This window comes from Achromobacter sp. ACM04, assembly GCF_014851465.1.
Lineage (GTDB): Bacteria > Pseudomonadota > Gammaproteobacteria > Burkholderiales > Burkholderiaceae_B > Achromobacter > Achromobacter aegrifaciens.
Genome location: NZ_JACUZS010000002.1, coordinates 727,309 through 743,028, shown reverse-complemented (window position 1 = coordinate 743,028; position 15,720 = coordinate 727,309). Strand labels below are relative to the sequence as shown.

At 64.7% G+C, this 15,720-nt stretch carries 16 protein-coding genes and 1 tRNA gene; 9 read left to right on the top strand and 8 right to left on the bottom strand.

Annotated features, from left to right (window positions below):
- Positions 1-3: 3 nt before the first annotated feature.
- From IB259_RS14305 to mutM, 4 genes are all read right to left on the bottom strand, one after another.
- Complete coding sequence (locus IB259_RS14305) at positions 4-198, bottom strand: DUF2783 domain-containing protein (protein ID WP_054451956.1); 195 nt, start codon at positions 196-198, stop codon at positions 4-6.
- A 19-nt stretch (positions 199-217) separates the two neighbouring features.
- Positions 218-1,888: an FAD-dependent oxidoreductase gene (locus IB259_RS14300; protein WP_192329345.1), complete on the bottom strand. Its 1,671-nt coding sequence runs from the start codon at positions 1,886-1,888 to the stop codon at positions 218-220.
- Positions 1,889-1,997: 109 nt separating this feature from the next.
- The gene (locus tag IB259_RS14295) at positions 1,998-2,951 is read right to left on the bottom strand and encodes an MBL fold metallo-hydrolase (RefSeq protein ID WP_119449627.1); all 954 of its coding nucleotides are present in this window, start codon (positions 2,949-2,951) and stop codon (positions 1,998-2,000) included.
- Positions 2,952-3,090: 139 nt separating this feature from the next.
- Positions 3,091-3,918 carry a bifunctional DNA-formamidopyrimidine glycosylase/DNA-(apurinic or apyrimidinic site) lyase gene (gene mutM, locus IB259_RS14290; protein ID WP_054451953.1) on the bottom strand — a complete coding sequence of 276 codons (828 nt, stop codon included), beginning with the start codon at positions 3,916-3,918 and terminating at the stop codon, positions 3,091-3,093.
- On the opposite strand from mutM, the gene IB259_RS14285 reads away from it, so the two are divergent.
- The 9 genes from IB259_RS14285 to ychF all read left to right on the top strand — a co-directional run bounded on the left by IB259_RS14285 (position 3,917) and on the right by ychF (position 11,987).
- Positions 3,917-5,803 (top strand): lipopolysaccharide assembly protein LapB, encoded by a 1,887-nt coding sequence (locus IB259_RS14285; RefSeq protein WP_119449626.1) that lies wholly within the window; start codon positions 3,917-3,919, stop codon positions 5,801-5,803. The genes mutM and IB259_RS14285 overlap by 2 nt on opposite strands.
- A gap of 53 nt (positions 5,804-5,856) precedes the next feature.
- Positions 5,857-6,399, top strand: a complete 543-nt coding sequence (gene lolB / locus IB259_RS14280; protein ID WP_119449635.1) for a lipoprotein insertase outer membrane protein LolB — start codon at positions 5,857-5,859, stop codon at positions 6,397-6,399.
- A gap of 76 nt (positions 6,400-6,475) precedes the next feature.
- Entirely contained in the window at positions 6,476-7,387 is a 912-nt protein-coding gene (ispE, locus tag IB259_RS14275) for a 4-(cytidine 5'-diphospho)-2-C-methyl-D-erythritol kinase (protein ID WP_082400801.1), read from the top strand.
- 1 nt (position 7,388) lies between these two features.
- Positions 7,389-7,465, top strand: a tRNA-Gln gene (locus IB259_RS14270).
- 140 nt (positions 7,466-7,605) lie between these two features.
- On the top strand, positions 7,606-8,556 hold the full coding sequence (locus tag IB259_RS14265) for a ribose-phosphate pyrophosphokinase (RefSeq protein WP_006227587.1): 951 nt from the start codon (positions 7,606-7,608) through the stop codon (positions 8,554-8,556).
- Positions 8,557-8,703: 147 nt separating this feature from the next.
- Entirely contained in the window at positions 8,704-9,318 is a 615-nt protein-coding gene (locus IB259_RS14260) for a 50S ribosomal protein L25/general stress protein Ctc (RefSeq protein ID WP_042797362.1), read from the top strand.
- Positions 9,319-9,416: 98 nt separating this feature from the next.
- Positions 9,417-10,013, top strand: a complete 597-nt coding sequence (gene pth, locus IB259_RS14255) for an aminoacyl-tRNA hydrolase (protein WP_054451950.1) — start codon at positions 9,417-9,419, stop codon at positions 10,011-10,013.
- Complete coding sequence (locus IB259_RS14250) at positions 10,013-10,798, top strand: type II CAAX prenyl endopeptidase Rce1 family protein (protein WP_192329343.1); 786 nt, start codon at positions 10,013-10,015, stop codon at positions 10,796-10,798. The genes pth and IB259_RS14250 overlap by 1 nt, the downstream gene beginning before the upstream one ends.
- A 97-nt stretch (positions 10,799-10,895) precedes the next feature.
- Positions 10,896-11,987: a redox-regulated ATPase YchF gene (gene ychF, locus IB259_RS14245; protein ID WP_054451948.1), complete on the top strand. Its 1,092-nt coding sequence runs from the start codon at positions 10,896-10,898 to the stop codon at positions 11,985-11,987.
- 192 nt (positions 11,988-12,179) lie between these two features.
- On the opposite strand, the gene IB259_RS14240 is transcribed toward ychF, so the two are convergent.
- From IB259_RS14240 to IB259_RS14225, 4 genes are all read right to left on the bottom strand, one after another.
- Positions 12,180-12,563 (bottom strand): ligand-binding protein SH3, encoded by a 384-nt coding sequence (locus IB259_RS14240; RefSeq protein ID WP_225596859.1) that lies wholly within the window; start codon positions 12,561-12,563, stop codon positions 12,180-12,182.
- 30 nt (positions 12,564-12,593) lie between these two features.
- The gene (locus tag IB259_RS14235) at positions 12,594-13,349 is read right to left on the bottom strand and encodes a sulfite exporter TauE/SafE family protein (protein ID WP_175161364.1); all 756 of its coding nucleotides are present in this window, start codon (positions 13,347-13,349) and stop codon (positions 12,594-12,596) included.
- A 118-nt stretch (positions 13,350-13,467) separates the two neighbouring features.
- Positions 13,468-13,911 carry a MarR family winged helix-turn-helix transcriptional regulator gene (locus IB259_RS14230; RefSeq protein ID WP_054451943.1) on the bottom strand — a complete coding sequence of 148 codons (444 nt, stop codon included), beginning with the start codon at positions 13,909-13,911 and terminating at the stop codon, positions 13,468-13,470.
- A 3-nt stretch (positions 13,912-13,914) separates the two neighbouring features.
- The gene (locus tag IB259_RS14225) at positions 13,915-15,513 is read right to left on the bottom strand and encodes an MDR family MFS transporter (protein ID WP_175161366.1); all 1,599 of its coding nucleotides are present in this window, start codon (positions 15,511-15,513) and stop codon (positions 13,915-13,917) included.
- Positions 15,514-15,720 lie beyond the last annotated feature (207 nt).

Genomic DNA, 15,720 nt, shown 5'->3' with positions numbered 1-15,720 from the left:
GAACTACGGCGCCACGGACGCCCGCGCTTGCCGCAGCGCCTCGCGCAGCACTTCCATGTCGCCCAAGTGGTTGGCCAGCAACAGGATCAGCGCCGCGTTGAGCTCCTGGCTTTGCTCGTTGGTGAGGTCGCGGTGGGTCTCGATCAGCGCTTCGTAGAAGTCGTCAGGCGAGACCAGGTTGGTTTCGGTAATCAGCATGATGGAGTGATCTCGAAGTTCAGGCCCGGCCCGTGGCGCGGCTGACGGCCGCGGTGACGGCGCCGGCGTCGAAGGCGCGCCAGCGGGCGGTGATGTGCTGGTCGGGGCGGATCAGGTAGGCCGTGCCGGCTTGCGCGTCATAGCGCTTGCCCAGGCAGCCTTCGCGGTCCGTGACGGACGCCAGCTCCTTGGGCAGCGCGGACAGATCGCATTGCGGGCTGGCGACCAGCACGGCCTTGACCGGCACAGGCGCCATGCGCAGCGCCTGGAGGGCAAGCAGCGTGTTGCGGTCGGGCAGGGCGTCGCCACAGAAGAACGCCAGCACGAATTCACCGTCCAATTGCGCCAGCCACCAATCCTGCGCGTTCACCGGCGCGTCCAGCGCCACCGCGCCCGGCACCATGCGGCCGCTGAAGGCGTCGGTGTCCGGCGTGTTCAGCGGCGAACCGGTGTAGGTCGCGGGCAGCGACAGGCGGCCGCTGTTGACCAGCGAGCGCGCGAACGGATGGGTCTTGGCCAGGTTCAGCACCGCGTTGCGGAAATTGCGGCTGATGTCGCTCTTGGGCGTGATGAAATCGGTGGCGCGCGACGAATTCAGGATGTTCTCGTCGGCGGCGTATTCGCGTTCGACGGCGTAGCTGTCGATCAGTGTCTCGGGCGCCTGGCCGGCCAGCACCAGCTTCAGTTTCCAGGCCAGGTTCTCCGCGTCCTGCACGCCGCTGTTGGCGCCGCGGGCGCCGAACGGCGATACGCGGTGCGCGGAGTCGCCGGCGAAGACGACGCGGCCGTGGCGGAACTTGTCCATGCGTTCGCACGCGAAGGTATAGACGCTGACCCATTCCAGCTCGAAGCGAGCGTCGGGGCCCAGCAGTGCGCGGATGCGCGGCAGCACGTTTTCAGGCTTGACGGCCTCGACCGGGTCGGCGTTCCAGCCCAGCTGGAAGTCGATGCGCCAGACATTGTCGGGCTGGCGGTGCAAGAGCACGGACTGGTTGGGATGGAAGGGCGGGTCGAACCAGAACCAGCGCTCGGTCGGGAAGTCCGCCTGCATCTTGACGTCGGCGATGAGGAAGCGGTCGCGGAAGATGCGGCCGTGGCTTTCCTGGCCGATCAGCTTGCGCACCGGCGAACGCGCGCCGTCGCAGGCGATCAGCCAGTCGGCATGCAAGGCATACGCGCCGTCCGGGGTTTCCACGTTCAGGACCACGCCGTCATCGCGCTGCTCCAGGCCGACAACTTTGTTCTTCCAGCGCAGATCGATGTTGGGTTCCTGGCGCGCCTGCTCGTACAGATAGCCTTCGGCGTAGTACTGCTGCAGGTTGATGAAGGCCGGGCGGCGATGGCCGGGTTCGGGCAGCAGGTCGAAGCGCCAGACTTCCTGCTCACGGAAGAAGACCTTGCCCACGTTCCAGGACACGCCCTTGTCGATCATGCGTTGACCCACGCCCAGGCGGTCCCAGATCTCCAGCGTGCGCTTGGAGAAACAGATGGCGCGGGAGCCGGTCGACAGGCGGAAGTCGTCGTCCAGCACCACCACGCGCACGCCCTGGCGCGCCAGGTCCAGCGCCGTGGTCAGACCGACCGGGCCGGCTCCCACCACCACCACCTGATGGCGCGCCAGCTCGCTGGCGGCCTGGTCGGCGTGTTTTTCATAGGCGAATTCCATCGCCTGAAAGTCGATGTCTCCCACGGTTGTCTCCTGTGTGGGTCATATTGTTTTTATGTCGCGAAGCCGCGCGCCGCCTTGCGGCGCGCGATTCCGGTTGGTGCTCGGATGGGCCATTGGCGGCCCGCCGGGATCAGCCTTCCAGCTGCGCCCACATCTCCAGATCGCGCTTGTCGGTCCAGATGCGCGGGTGGGTGTAGCCGGTGGCCTCGTCATAGGCGCGCGACACGTCGAACGGCATGCAGTGGTCGAAGATCACCCAGTCGCTGTAGCGCGGCTTCATGAAGTCGTAGACCTCGCGGTAGATGGTCTTCAGGTCCTTGCCCTCGGCCACGCCGCGGTTCACCGCGCCGTACAGGTCGGTCAGGAAGGCGCGCGTGCCGGCCAGGCCCTGGCGGACTTCGGTGGCGTTCTTCAGCGCGGGGCCGCGGCCCGGGACCATTTTCTCGGCTTCGAAGCCAGACAGCGCGTCCAGCGTGCTGGGCCAGTCGCGGAAGTAGGCGTCGCCGCAGTAGGGGGTGGACTGGTATTCGACCAGGTCGCCAGCGAACAGGATCTTCTGCTCGGGCAACCAGGCGATGGTGTCGCCCTTGGTGTGGCCGCGGCCCACTTGCAGCAGCTTGACTTCCAGGTTGCCCAGGTTGACCGTCATTTCGCCCTTGAACGTCATCGTCGGCCAGACCAGGCCCGGCGGAATCGATTCGGCGTTGCGGAACAGGCGGGGGAAGCGGCCGATTTCGCTGGCCTTGTCCTGTTCGCCGCGTTCGGCGATCAGGTCGTAGGTGTCGCGGCTGGCCAGGATTTCCTGGGCGTTGTAGGCCGACGCGCCGAACACGCGCACGGCGTGGTAATGCGACAGCAGGATGTACTTGATGGGCTTGTCCGTGACTTCGCGGATGCGGCGGATCACGTCCTGTGCCATGACAGGGGTGGCCTGGGTGTCGACCACCATGACGGCCTCGTCGCCGATGATCACGCCCGTGTTGGGATCGCCTTCGGCCGTGTAGGCATAGGCGTTGTCGGACAGTTTTTCGAACGAGACGACCTTGTCGTCCAGGTCGGCGTGCGAGGCGAATTGCTTGCTCATGGAGGCTCCTTCCACTTTTATAGGAATACGGTGTGTGGAAGGAATATAGCTTGACGTTAGTTTTCGTGCAATACGTTTGCTATAAACAAATAGTCTTGTTTTTACAGGGATTTCCCGTGGATTTCCGGGGCGGCAGCGGTCAATTCCTTTGGCATTTCGGGCAATAGTAGGTGGCGCGCTGGCCTTGGACGATGCGCCGTATCGGGGTGGCGCAGACGCGGCAGGGCAGACCCTCGCGTTCGTAGACGGCGGCGTGGATCTCGAAGTAGGCGCCTGGTTCGCCGGTGGCTCCGACGTAGTCCCGCAGTGTGCTGCCGCCGGAGGTCAGGGCATCGGCCAGGGTGGCGCGCACCATGTCGGCCAGGCGCTCGCAGCGGGCGGGCGACAGTTTGTTGGCTGGCGTCTTGGGATTGATTCGGGCGCGGAACAGGCTTTCCGACGCATAGATATTGCCCACGCCCACCACCGCCATGCCGGCCAGCAGCACCTGCTTGATGGCGGCGCTGTGGTTCTTGAAATGGCGGTGCAGCCAGGCGCCGTCGAACCGTGGATCGAAGGGTTCGATGCCCAGCTTGGCCAGCAGGGGGTGGGCTTCGATGGGGCCGTCGGATTCGGGGTGCCACAGCACCGCGCCAAAGCGCCGCGGGTCATGCAGGCGCAGCACGGCCTGTTCGAAGATCCATTCGACATGGTCGTGCTTGCGCAGGAATTCACCAGGCGCGACGCTGCGCAGCGACCCCGACATGCCCAGATGCACGATCTGGGTGCCGTGTTCGAATCGCAGCAGCAGGTACTTGCCGCGGCGCGCGCATTCCAGCACGGCGCGGCCAGCGACCAGCGACGGCAGATCCTGCGGGATCGGCCAGCGCATGCGGGATTCGTGGATGACCAGGCGCGTGAGCGTCCGGCCGGTGATGACGGCGTCGATTCCCCGACGCGTGGTTTCGACTTCAGGCAGTTCCGGCATGAGCCAGTGTAAGATCATTAATTGCGTGTACGAAGATTGTGCCATCAACCGGACGGGCCGCGTGAAGTCGTCTTTCAAACCTATAAACATCGGGATCGCCGCGCTAGCGCTTGCGCTGGCAGCAATACTGACCCCGCCGGCCCAGGCCGCCGACAGCCGGACGCGCGATGCGACCGGGCCCAGGATGGCGCCCCAGAGCCGCCACCCTGAAACCGAAGTCATACGGCTGCGCCCCGGGCAGTTGCCCTATGTCTCGCTGACCGCGGACATTTTTTATCGCGTGCTCGCCTCCGAGATCGCCGCGCAGCGCGGCATGTACGGTTCCGCGGCTACCACCATGCTGGGCCTGGCGCGGGATACCGGCGATCCACGCCTGGCTCGCCGCGCCCTCGAATTCCAACTGGCCGGCGGCAACCTGCCCGGCGCCCTGGACGCCGCGCGGGTCTGGGCGCGCCTGTCTCCCAACGACGTCGAGGCCAGTTCCACCGAGCTGGCGCTGGCCGCCGCCAACGGCCAGACCAAGGGCCTGTCGCAGGCCCTGCGCAACCGCATCGATTCCTCGCGCGACAAGCCGGCCGCCATCGGCCAGGCCCTGGCCGTGCTGAGCCGCCTGAACGACCGCCGCCTCGCCCTGCGCATCCTCGACGAATCCCTGAGCGACAGCGTGCGCAAGCTGCCGGCAGCGCACCTGGCGCTGGCTGACGTGGCTTCCGCCTCGGGCGACTACACCCGTGCCGCGCAGGAGTCGCGCGCGGCCCTGGCGGCGGATCCCAAGTCGGAACCCGCGGCCCTGCGCGTGCTGGAATACGGCTACAAAGTGGACCCGCAGCGCGCGCAGGCCGAGGCGCGCGCCTATATCGCCCGCAATCCCAACGCCCGCAAGGTGCGCCTGATGCTGGCCGGCCAGTTGGCCGACAGCGGCGACTACAACGGCGCGCTGGCTGAATTGCAGGCCATGTCGCGCCGTTCGCCGGAAGATTTCGACCTCCTGTTCATGCAGGCGCAACTGGCCTACAAGGCCGGGCAATTGCCGCAGGCCAAGAGCCTGTTGCAACAGTATCTGGACGTGCAGCAGCAACGCCAGCGCGCGACCGTCCCGGGCGCAACCGATGCCGGCGCCGCCGCGGCCGACGCCCATGTCTTGCTGGCCCGCATCGCCGAAGACCAGGGCCATTACGACGACGCCATTGCTGAACTGGGCCGTATCGACGATCCGACGCTGCGCTACTCGGTGCGCATGCGCCAGGCCGCCTTGCGCGCCAAGAGCGGTCGCATTGACGACGCGCTGGCCATGATCGACGCCGCCGGCCCGCAGGACGAGGAAGAGCGTACGCTCGGCGTATTGACCAAGGCCCAGATCCTGCGCGACGCCGACCGCGTGCAGCAGGCGGTGTCGGTATTGGAAGCGGCCGATCAGGCGCTGCCCGACACGGTCGAGATCAAGTACGAACTGGCCATGCTGTACGAACGCCAGAACCGTCTGGCCGACCTCGAACGCATGCTGCGCCAGGTCATCGCGCTGGACCCTGATCATGCGCATGCCTACAACGCGCTGGGCTACACGCTGGCCGATCACAACCAGCGCCTGCCCGAGGCCCTGGATCTGATCACGCAAGCGCTGGAGCTCGCGCCCAACGATCCGTTCATCCTCGACAGCATGGGCTGGGTCAAGTACCGCATGGGCGATTCCGCAGCTGCCGCCGACTACCTGCGGCGCGCCTACAGCGTGCGTCCGGAAGCAGATATCGCAGCCCACCTGGCCGAGGTTCTCTGGACCCAGGGCAAGCGCGACCAGGCCGTCGAGTTGCTGCGCGCCGCGGTGGCCAAGGATCCCAAGAACAAGACTGTTCAGGACGTGGCCAAGCGCCTGGGGATCAGCCTGTGACCGCAGTGTTTCAACGTGCGCTCGGCGCCGCCGCGCCGCTGCGCTGGTTCCTGATGGCAATGCTGGCGGCGACGCTGGCGGCCTGCACCACGCCCAAACCGATCGAAGGCGCCAGCGCCGACGCGTTTTCGCGCATCGGCCGCTTCGCCATTACCGTCAACGAGGAAAGCGGCAAGCAGAACGCCGTGCAGGGCGGCTTCTCGTGGTCGGACGATGGCCGCCAGTATGTGCTGGACCTGACCAACCCGCTGGGTTCGACCGAGGCTCGGGTGGAAGGACGGCCCGGCGCGGCCAGCCTGACCAAGGCCGACGGCACCCGCCTGGTCGCCGACAATCCCGATGCCCTGGCCGCGGAAGCGCTGGGCAGCAGCATGCCCGTGTCCGGGCTGCGTGACTGGCTGCGGGGCAAGCTGGCGGCCACGCCCGAAGCGACCGAAGTGTCGCGCGACGAACTGGGTCGCCTGGCGGCTTTTGAGCAGGGCGGCTGGCGCGCGCGGCTCTCACGTTACGACACGCTAGGTCCCCAATTGCTGGTGTTGGAACGCCAGGAGCCGGGCCGGCGCATCATGTTGCGTCTGGTCGTCAATCAGCCTTGAATGGCGGGCCGTCTTGGCCCGGAATCAGCGGTCGCCCGGTAAAATCGGGCGACCGCTTTTTTTTGTTTGTTCAGCCGTGACTCTCTACGACGTACCCGCTCCCGCGAAGCTCAATCTGTTCCTGCACGTCGTAGGCCGGCGCGCCGACGGCTATCACCTGCTGCAAACCGCCTTCCGCTTTATCGATCTGTGCGACACCTTGCATTTCGATGTGCGCGCCGACGGCGTCATCAGCCGCGCCACGGAGCTGCCTGGCGTGCCCGAAGAGCAGGACCTGACCCTGCGCGCGGCGCATGCGCTGCAGCGGGCCACGGGTACGAAGCAGGGCGTGCAGATCGGCCTGGAAAAGCGCATCCCGCAAGGCGGCGGCCTGGGCGGCGGCTCCAGCGATGCGGCATCCGTGCTGATCGCGCTGAACAAGTTGTGGAATACCGGGCTGTCGCGGCGCGAACTCATGGAGCTGGCCTTGCCTCTGGGCGCCGATGTGCCCGTGTTTGTCTTCGGTCAATCCGCATTCGCCCAGGGTGTAGGCGAAGACCTGACGGCGGTGACGCTGCCGGATCGTGCATATCTGGTGGCGCAGCCGGACGCCAGCGTGCCCACGCCACAAATATTTTCCGCACCTGATTTGACAAGAGATTCTTCTTCCATCACAATAGCGGTCTTTCTTGCTTCGCCTACTTCCCGCTTCGGCAGGAATGATTTGGAGCCGGTGGTCTACCGCCTTTACCCAGAAGTGCTTGGGGCATCGCGGTGGCTTGCTGAGCAGGAGGTCCTTCGTGGAACTCCAGTTCGCATGTCGGGATCTGGTGCGTGTTTATTCGCCGAATTTTCCGAACTCTCCGAAGCCGTTTTGGCAGAAGCAGAAATATCCGCTATAATGCGCGGCGCTGATAAAACATTCAGCCAAACGCATCCACGGTTTCGGTTAGTGCAGGCATGTACTGGGTTAGCTGAACATCCGTTGCGGAATTGGATTGCAAGATAGTTGGGGAGTCGCCAAGCTGGTTAAGGCACCGGATTTTGATTCCGGCATGCGAAGGTTCGAATCCTTCCTCCCCAGCCAACCGAATACATAAAAAAGCTGTTGAACACGCCTGTAAGACACTGGCCCGGGTTCAGCAGCTTTTTTATTTTCCGGGTCCGCTGGTGCATTACCTCGCATCATCTCGTTAGTGTCTTAAAACGACCATCGCATCATCCATCATGGCAAACGATAGCTTCATGATTTTCACGGGCACCGCCAATACTCGGCTGGCCGTGGACGTAGTCAACCACCTCGATATGTCCCTGGGCAAGATGACCGTCGGTCGCTTCTCGGACGGCGAAGTGATGGTCGAGATCAACGAGAATGTGCGCGGCAAGGACGTCTTCGTCCTGCAGCCCACCTGTGCCCCCACCAACGACAACCTGATGGAAATCATGGTGATGGTCGATGCCTTGCGCCGCGCTTCCGCTGGCCGCATCACCGCCGCCATTCCCTATTTCGGCTATGCCCGCCAGGACCGCCGCCCGCGCTCGGCGCGCGTGGCCATCTCGGCGAAGGTCGTGGCCAACATGCTGCAAGTGGCTGGCGTCGACCGCGTCCTGACGATGGACCTGCACGCCGACCAGATCCAGGGTTTCTTCGATATCCCCGTGGACAACATCTACGCGGGTCCGATCCTGCTGGGCGACATCTGGCGCCGCAATTTCTCGAACCTGGTCGTCGTGTCCCCGGACATCGGCGGCGTGGTGCGGGCCCGCGCGCTGGCCAAACAGCTGGAAGCCGATCTGGCCATCATCGACAAGCGCCGTCCGCGCGCCAACGTGTCGGAAGTGATGAACATCATCGGTGAAGTCGACGGCCGCACCTGCATCATCATGGACGACATGGTCGACACCGCCGGCACGCTGTGCAAGGCGGCCCAGGCCCTGAAGGACCGCGGCGCCGGCGCCGTTTACGCCTATTGCACGCACCCCGTGCTGTCGGGCGGCGCCATCGACCGCATCGAAGCGTCGGAACTGGACGAACTGGTCGTCACCGACACCATTCCGCTCTCCGAGCAAGGCCAGGCCAGCGGCAAGATCCGCCAGTTGTCGTGCGCCGCGCTGCTGGGCGAGACCATCCTGCGTATCTCGAACGCGGAATCGGTCAGCTCGCTGTTCGTCGATTAAGACGTAGCGGCCCTCGGACGGGTAGTCCGGATACAGAGTTTTGCGCCTTGCTGGTCGCGGCAAGGCGCAACAAACACGGCGCGCATTTCGCGTGCCGTGCACTAATCGGCGAAGTCTCTTCGCCATTTATTGTTTTTGGAGTTTTCCATGAAATTCAATGCCACTGCGCGTAGCGTCCAGGGTTCGAGTGCGAGCCGCCGCCTGCGCCGCGCGGGCCGCGTTCCCGCCATCGTTTATGGCGGTACGGCTGCCCCCCTGAACATCGAACTCGACCACAACGAGATCTACCACGCCCTGCGCAAGGAAGAATTCCACGCGTCGATCCTGCAAATGGCGCTGGAAGGCGCAGCCAAGGAAGAGCAAGTCCTGCTGCGTTCGGTTCAATGGCACGCCTACAAGCCGCAAGTCCTGCACGTGGACTTTCAGCGCGTGGACGCCAACCAGGCCCTGCATACCAAGGTCCCGTTCCACTTCATCAACGCTGAAGTCTCGCCGGCCGTGAAGCTGGGCGGCGCCATCATCAGCCACGTCCTGACCGAACTGGAAATCACCTGCCTGCCGGCAGCGCTGCCCCAGTTCATCGAAGTGGACCTGAAGGATCTGCTGCCTGGCGCTTCGGTCCACCTGGCCGACATCAAGCTGCCCAAGGGCGTGACGTACGTGCCCCACGGCGGTGACGCCAACCCGCTGCTGGCCGCCACGGCCGTGGTCAAGGGCGGCGCTGCCGCCGACGAAGGCGCTGCCGAAGCTCCGGCCGCCTAAGTTCCGCCGGAAAGCCCGCGGGCTTTCCACGGCTGGTACCCGAAACCCTGCGTGTGCATTTGCATGCGCAGGGTTTTTTGGTTTAAACACCCCCCATCATGTCTACTCCTATACGCCTCATCGTCGGACTGGGTAATCCCGGCCCTGACTACGAAACGACCCGGCATAACGCCGGCTTCTGGCTGGCCGACCATCTGGCGGACGACTTGCGCGCTTCTTTTGCGCTGGAGAAGTCCTTTTTCGGCATGGTGGCCAAGTCCCGTCTGGGCGCCGACAACGTGCTGCTGTTGAAGCCCAATACCTACATGAATCGTTCCGGCCAGGCGGTGGGCGCGTTGGCTCGTTTCTACAAGCTTGTGCCTGAGCAGGTGCTGGTGCTGCATGACGAGTTGGACCTGATGCCCGGTCAGGTGAAACTGAAGCAGGGCGGCGGGCACGCCGGCCACAATGGCTTGAAGGACATCCAGGCGGCCTTGGGCAGCCCCAACTTCTGGCGCCTGCGCATCGGCATCGGCCATCCCCGCACGCTGGGCCTGGCCCAGCAGGTGGCGGACTTCGTGCTGCATCCGCCGCGCCGCGAGGAACAGAAAGAGATCGAAGCGGTGATCGACCGGTGTCGCGCGGTCGTGCCGGCGATGCTGGCCGGAGATTTTCCCCTGGCGACACGCCAACTCCACAGCGGCAACGAGGCCTGATGACGGACCAGCGGCAATCGGCTTCGCTATCTGGCGGAAAACTTCGCTTTCGCAGCGAAGTTGCGGATTTCTGGCGCTTCATCCGGCACCCGCATCCGGCTTCGCGCCTGCCGGGCCGCGCGTCCGCGAGCGGGCTGGTGGCCGACTGGTGGCCGGGCCTGGGGCCTGGACGCCTGCTGGCCTGGGCCGCGCTGCTGTGGGCCGTGAACCTGTTCGCACTGGGGCCGGTGGCGGTGGCCGCCGCCGGGCTCGGCGGCGTTACGCATCGGCTCGATCCCGCCAACATCCCCTGGCTGACCGCCGTCATCTGGGCGCCGCTGGTGGAAGAGATACTGTTCCGCTATGGCCTGCGCCGTCCAAGACAGGCGCTATGGCTGATCCCGGCGATGGTGCCCGTGGTGCTGTGGGGGCCCAAGGTCTGGACCGGCCTGCTGCTGGCTGCATTCGTCATCCTGGCCTGCTGGGGCGTGCGCCAGCGTCCCGAACTGCTACGAGGCTGGGACACCACCTGGCGGCGCTATTACTTGCAGCATTTCGGCCTGGTGTTCCACCTGGTCGCGCTGACCTTTGCCGCGGTGCACCTGACCAACTTCGTCTACGGCAAGACGCCATACTGGCTGCTGCCCCTGCTGGTGCTGCCGCAATGGCTCACGGGCCTCGTGCTGGGCTGGATGCGCGTGCGTCGCGGAATCGGCGCAGCCATATTGCTGCATTCCGCTTTCAACGCTGGCCCCATTTTGATGATCTGGATCATCATGCGCTGGGTTCCCGCCGCCGCAGCCTGACCGGGGCCGCAACGGCGGCCCGGCCGGCGGGGCCTGAGCGCCCAGCCGGGGTAAACTAGAACGTTAACGATCAATACCGTACTTACACAGGATTCCCATGGCTCTGCAATGCGGCATCGTCGGCCTGCCCAACGTAGGCAAATCGACCCTCTTCAACGCTCTGACCCGCGCCGGCATCGCCGCCGAGAACTATCCGTTCTGCACCATCGAACCCAACGTCGGTGTGGTCGAAGTGCCGGATCAGCGTCTGCAGAAGCTGGCTGAAATCGTCAAGCCCGAACGCATCCTTTCCGCCACCGTCGAATTCGTCGACATCGCGGGCCTGGTCGCCGGCGCGAGCAAGGGCGAAGGCCTGGGCAACCAGTTCCTCTCGCACATCCGCGAAACCGACGCCATCGTCAACGTGGTGCGCTGCTTCGAAGATCCCAACGTGATCCACGTGGCCGGCAAGGTCGATCCCATCGCCGACATCGAAGTCATCGAAACCGAACTGGCTCTGGCCGACCTGCAGACCGCTGAAAAGGCCCTGCAACGCCACCAGAAGACCGCGCGTTCGGGCGACAAGGAATCGCAGCGCATCGTGGCTGTGCTGGAAAAGTGCGTGGCCCAGCTGAACGAAGCCAAGCCGATCCGTGCGCTGGACCTCTCAACCGAGGAAAAGGCCGACATCGCCCAGCTCTGCTTCATCACCGCCAAGCGCGCGATGTACGTGGGCAACGTGGCGGACGACGGCTTCACCAACAATCCGCTGCTCGACCGCCTGACCGAATTCGCCGCCGCGCGCAACGCGCCCGTGGTCGCCATCTGCGCCGCCATTGAATCCGAGATCGTCGACCTCGACGACGCCGACCGCCAGGCTTTCCTGTCGGACATGGGCATGGAAGAGCCCGGCCTGAACCGCCTGATCCGCGCCGCCTTCAAGCTGCTGGGCCTGCAGACCTACTTCACCGCCGGCGTTAAGGAAGTGCGCGCCTGGACCGTGCCGATCGGCGCCACCGCGCCCCAGGCCGCCGGCGTCATCCACACCGACTTCGAACGCGGCTTCATCCGCGCCCAGACCATCTCCTATGACGACTACATCACCTACAAGGGTGAGCAGGGCGCCAAGGAAGCGGGCAAGATGCGCGCGGAAGGCAAGGAATACATCGTGCAGGATGGGGACGTGATGAACTTCTTGTTCAACGTCTAAGCGAAACAGCATATCCCCCGAAGCACCCCAAAGATCAGACCTGTGTCCGATCTTTGGGGTGTTTTTTTTGGTGAGGCGTCAACAGCGATGCGCGCCGCTCCAGGAAGGGCTTTGCGAGAACGGTATGAGGGATGAGAAACAATCGGTTGCGGCGAATAGCGGGATGACTGGCAGCGGCCGGGTTGGACCGCATCAGCAGATGGTGTGATCGCACAGACGCAGGTTTTCAAGCGGCACCCAGCCCGTCTCTCCATCCCCAAGCCTGACCGCCCACACCCACCCATTCAGTTCGCGCTCTCCGCGCAGCATTTCGCCTTGCGCGACATCCAGCTCCTTGTTGGTGAAATCCTCCAGCATCGTGGCGCTGCCGTCGGCGTGGCGGTCCAGGAATTGCGCCGGCACGAAGCCGGCTTGTTGGCCTGCTGGCGTGCACAGATACCAGTCGGGCCAGCCCTCGGGGCCATCGTACCGTTCGCCGACGGTGACGCGATCTCCCTTGCGCACCAGCATGGGTTCGGGGAACTCGCTGGCGTGGGCCTGGATGACGAGGTAGCGGCGGTCGGGATTCATGGGCATTGATTGTCCGTATTGCGGTCACGGACGGAACTATGCCATGCGTTCCAGCAGCCGCGGCACCGCCGAGGCCAGCAACGCGACTCCGGAAGCCGTCAGTAGCCCCAGCACGATCTGCCGGAAGCGCGCCTCGCTGATGCCTATGTAAAGCTTCGCGCCCAGCAATACCGGCACCAGCATGGCGGCGGCGACGATGGCGAACATGGGCAGCATGGCGCGGGTGACGATGCCGCTGGCCAGATATGTGCCCATGGTCACCAGCAGCATGGACAGGTTGAAGTTCTGGATGATGGCGCGTTGCGCGTCCTTGTCGAATCCGCGCAGGGTGCACCACAAGGTGGGCAGCGTGCCTGTGAAGCCGCCTATGCCGCCCAGCACGCCGCCGGCCATGCCGACGGCCGCATCGGCGGCGCGCCCGCCTGCGGCGATCTTCGGCAGGTTCTTGGCCAACAACATGGCGGGACACCAGATCACAAGCAGGATGCCGAGTATGGTCTTGAACCAGTCCATGTCCAGGCGCGGCAGCAGCGCCACGCCCAGCGGAATGCCGAACAGGCCGCCGATCACGAAGGGCAGCAATCGCCGCAGATCGAAGCCGCGGCGCACGGTGATGGCGGCGAGGATCTGCCCGACCAGGGCGCCGAAGACCGCGAGCGTCGCGGCCAGGCGCGGGTCCAGCACCCAGGCCCAGAACGACATCGCCACCAGGCCGAAGGCAAAGCCTGACAGGCCCTGCACGAAGCCCGCGATGACCGCGCCCAGCGTCACCACCAAATACACCGAATCCATTGCCGCCTCTTTGTTCTTATGTGGGGGAGTCGGTTTGTATTCTGGATGATCCTTATGGCTCGCGAATCGTGTTTTGCTATGGGCCGATACCGTACTTCTTATGGCGGCGGAGCCTGTGCTAGCTTGGCGCCTTGTCCGCCGCCCGCAGGAAATTCGCTTCCAGCACGCTTAGCACGCGATTCAAAGTGTCGATATCCGCGGCCGACAAGCCCTTGAGCGACTCCTCGAAGAACGCCGCCCGCTTGGGCAGGGCTTCATCCACCACGGCCTGGCCGACGGGCGTGAGACTGGCGTTGGTCAGGCGGTTGTCCTGCGGATCCACTGCGCGCGCGATCCAGCCCATTTTTTCCATGGCCTGCAGCTGCCGTGTGAGCGACGCGGGATCGAGCCGGCAGCGTTCGGCCAGATGCTTCTGCGAACATTGGCCGCACTCATGCAGCGCCAGCAAAATGCGCCAACGGGGCAGGGCGTGGCCGACGGTGCTACTGAACGCGCTCTGCATGCCGCGGTAGGCCTGTCCCATGTGCTGGATGACCTGCAAGCCTTGTTGTTGTTTGGGCAAAAGCTATTCTCCGACGCCGGCCGGCTCTGGTGTGGAAGGGCGGATCAACTGGACCGGCGGCACGCGCCGCACGCACCAGAGCGCGAACACCGCAACCGCCAGGGCTATGAGTTGCCCTTCGTGGATGGCGCCGACGAGCGCGACGCGAGCGATCTCGATCAGCGAGGTTCCGTCCTGGCCTTGATGCGCCAATTGTGCCAGGAACTGCGTCTGGGCCTCGGGATTGACGAGCATCTGGGGATCATTCAGCTCTGGCAGCCAGCGGGCGGAAGCGCCGCGCAGCGTGGATTCGACGCCGCTGAAATAGCTGTGGTTGATCATGGTGCCGACGATCGCCGTGCCCAACATGCCGCCGATCATGCGCAGGGATTGCAGCAGCGCCGTGGCGATGCCCAGGTGGCTGCGGCCGGCGGTCTGCTGCGCGAAGACCGTCAGGTTGGGCATGATGAAACCCATGCCCAGCCCGGCCATCAGCATGTATGCAGCGATGAGCGCATGTGACGTATAGCTATGGGTGGTAACAATGCCCAGGCACGAGAGCGCCATCAGGATGAAGCCCGCATACAGCATGCGGTTGGGATTGCGGATGCGGGTGATGATGCGGCCGTTGACGATGCTGCCCACCGTGATGAAAACCACCATTGGCGTGATCAGCAGGCCGGCGTCCTGGGGCGACAGCCCGAAGCCGCCTTGCAGCAGCAGCGGTGCGTAGAACAGCAGCGAGTACATGGTCACGCCCACCAGCAGGGCCAGCGTGAAGAGCATGGCGAGGCCGCGGTTGCGGAACATGTCCAGCGGCAGCAGCGGGTGGGGGCAGCGCCGTTCCCACCAGAACAGCAGGGCGAAGGCTACCGCGCTGCCCGCGCCCAGCAGCAGGATGGATGCGCTAAGCCCTTCCTTGGGCAACAGTTCGACCAGCAGTTGCAGGCTGCCCAGCGCCACGGCGATGAGCAGCGCACCCTGCCAGTCCAGCCGCACGCGGCCGGTCGTGTGGTTGCGCAGATGCGGCAGATAGCGGGCGACGAACCAGAGCCCGAGGAGGCCAATGGGCAGGTTGACGTAGAACACCGAGCGCCAGCCATAGTGCTCGGTCAGCGCGCCGCCCAGGGTCGGGCCGATGGCGTTGGCGATGCCGAAGGCGGAACTGAGCATGACTTGCCACCGCAATCGCACGTGGGGATCGGGAAACAGGTCGGGGATGGACGCGAACGCCGTGCCTACCAGCATGCCGCCGCCTATGCCTTGCAGCGCCCGCGCCAGGACCAGCGTGAACATGCTGTCGGCCGCGCCGCATAGCGCCGAGGCCAGGGTGAACAATACGATGGCTGCCACTACGAACGGCTTGCGGCCGTAGTAGTCGCCCAGGCGGCCGAAGATAGGCACGGTGATGACGGAGGTAAGCAGGTAAGACGTCGCTACCCATGCATACAGTTCGAAGCCCTTGAGTTCGGCCACAATGGTCGGCAGCGCGGTGCCGACCACGGTCTGATCGATGGCGACCATCATCATGACGAAGCACATGCCCAGCATGGCAAGCAGGGTTTGGCGGAAAGGAAGCACTTGGCCGGGCGAGTGCGGGGTGCCTGTAGCGGGGGCGGACATTGTTGGATCTATCAATGATTGATGTATCAATCATTCTAGCCCTACAATCCGCGAGACAGAAAGTTGTCAGGTCCGAGGCCGGATTTCGAGACGCCGCATCGATACCGATAGTGTTGATTTTGCGCGGCCGCGCCCGGCCATCCGCGCGAAGTCGGCCCGATTTGTTACGATAGCGCTATCTGTACGCTGGCTCGGCTGGCGTCTTCA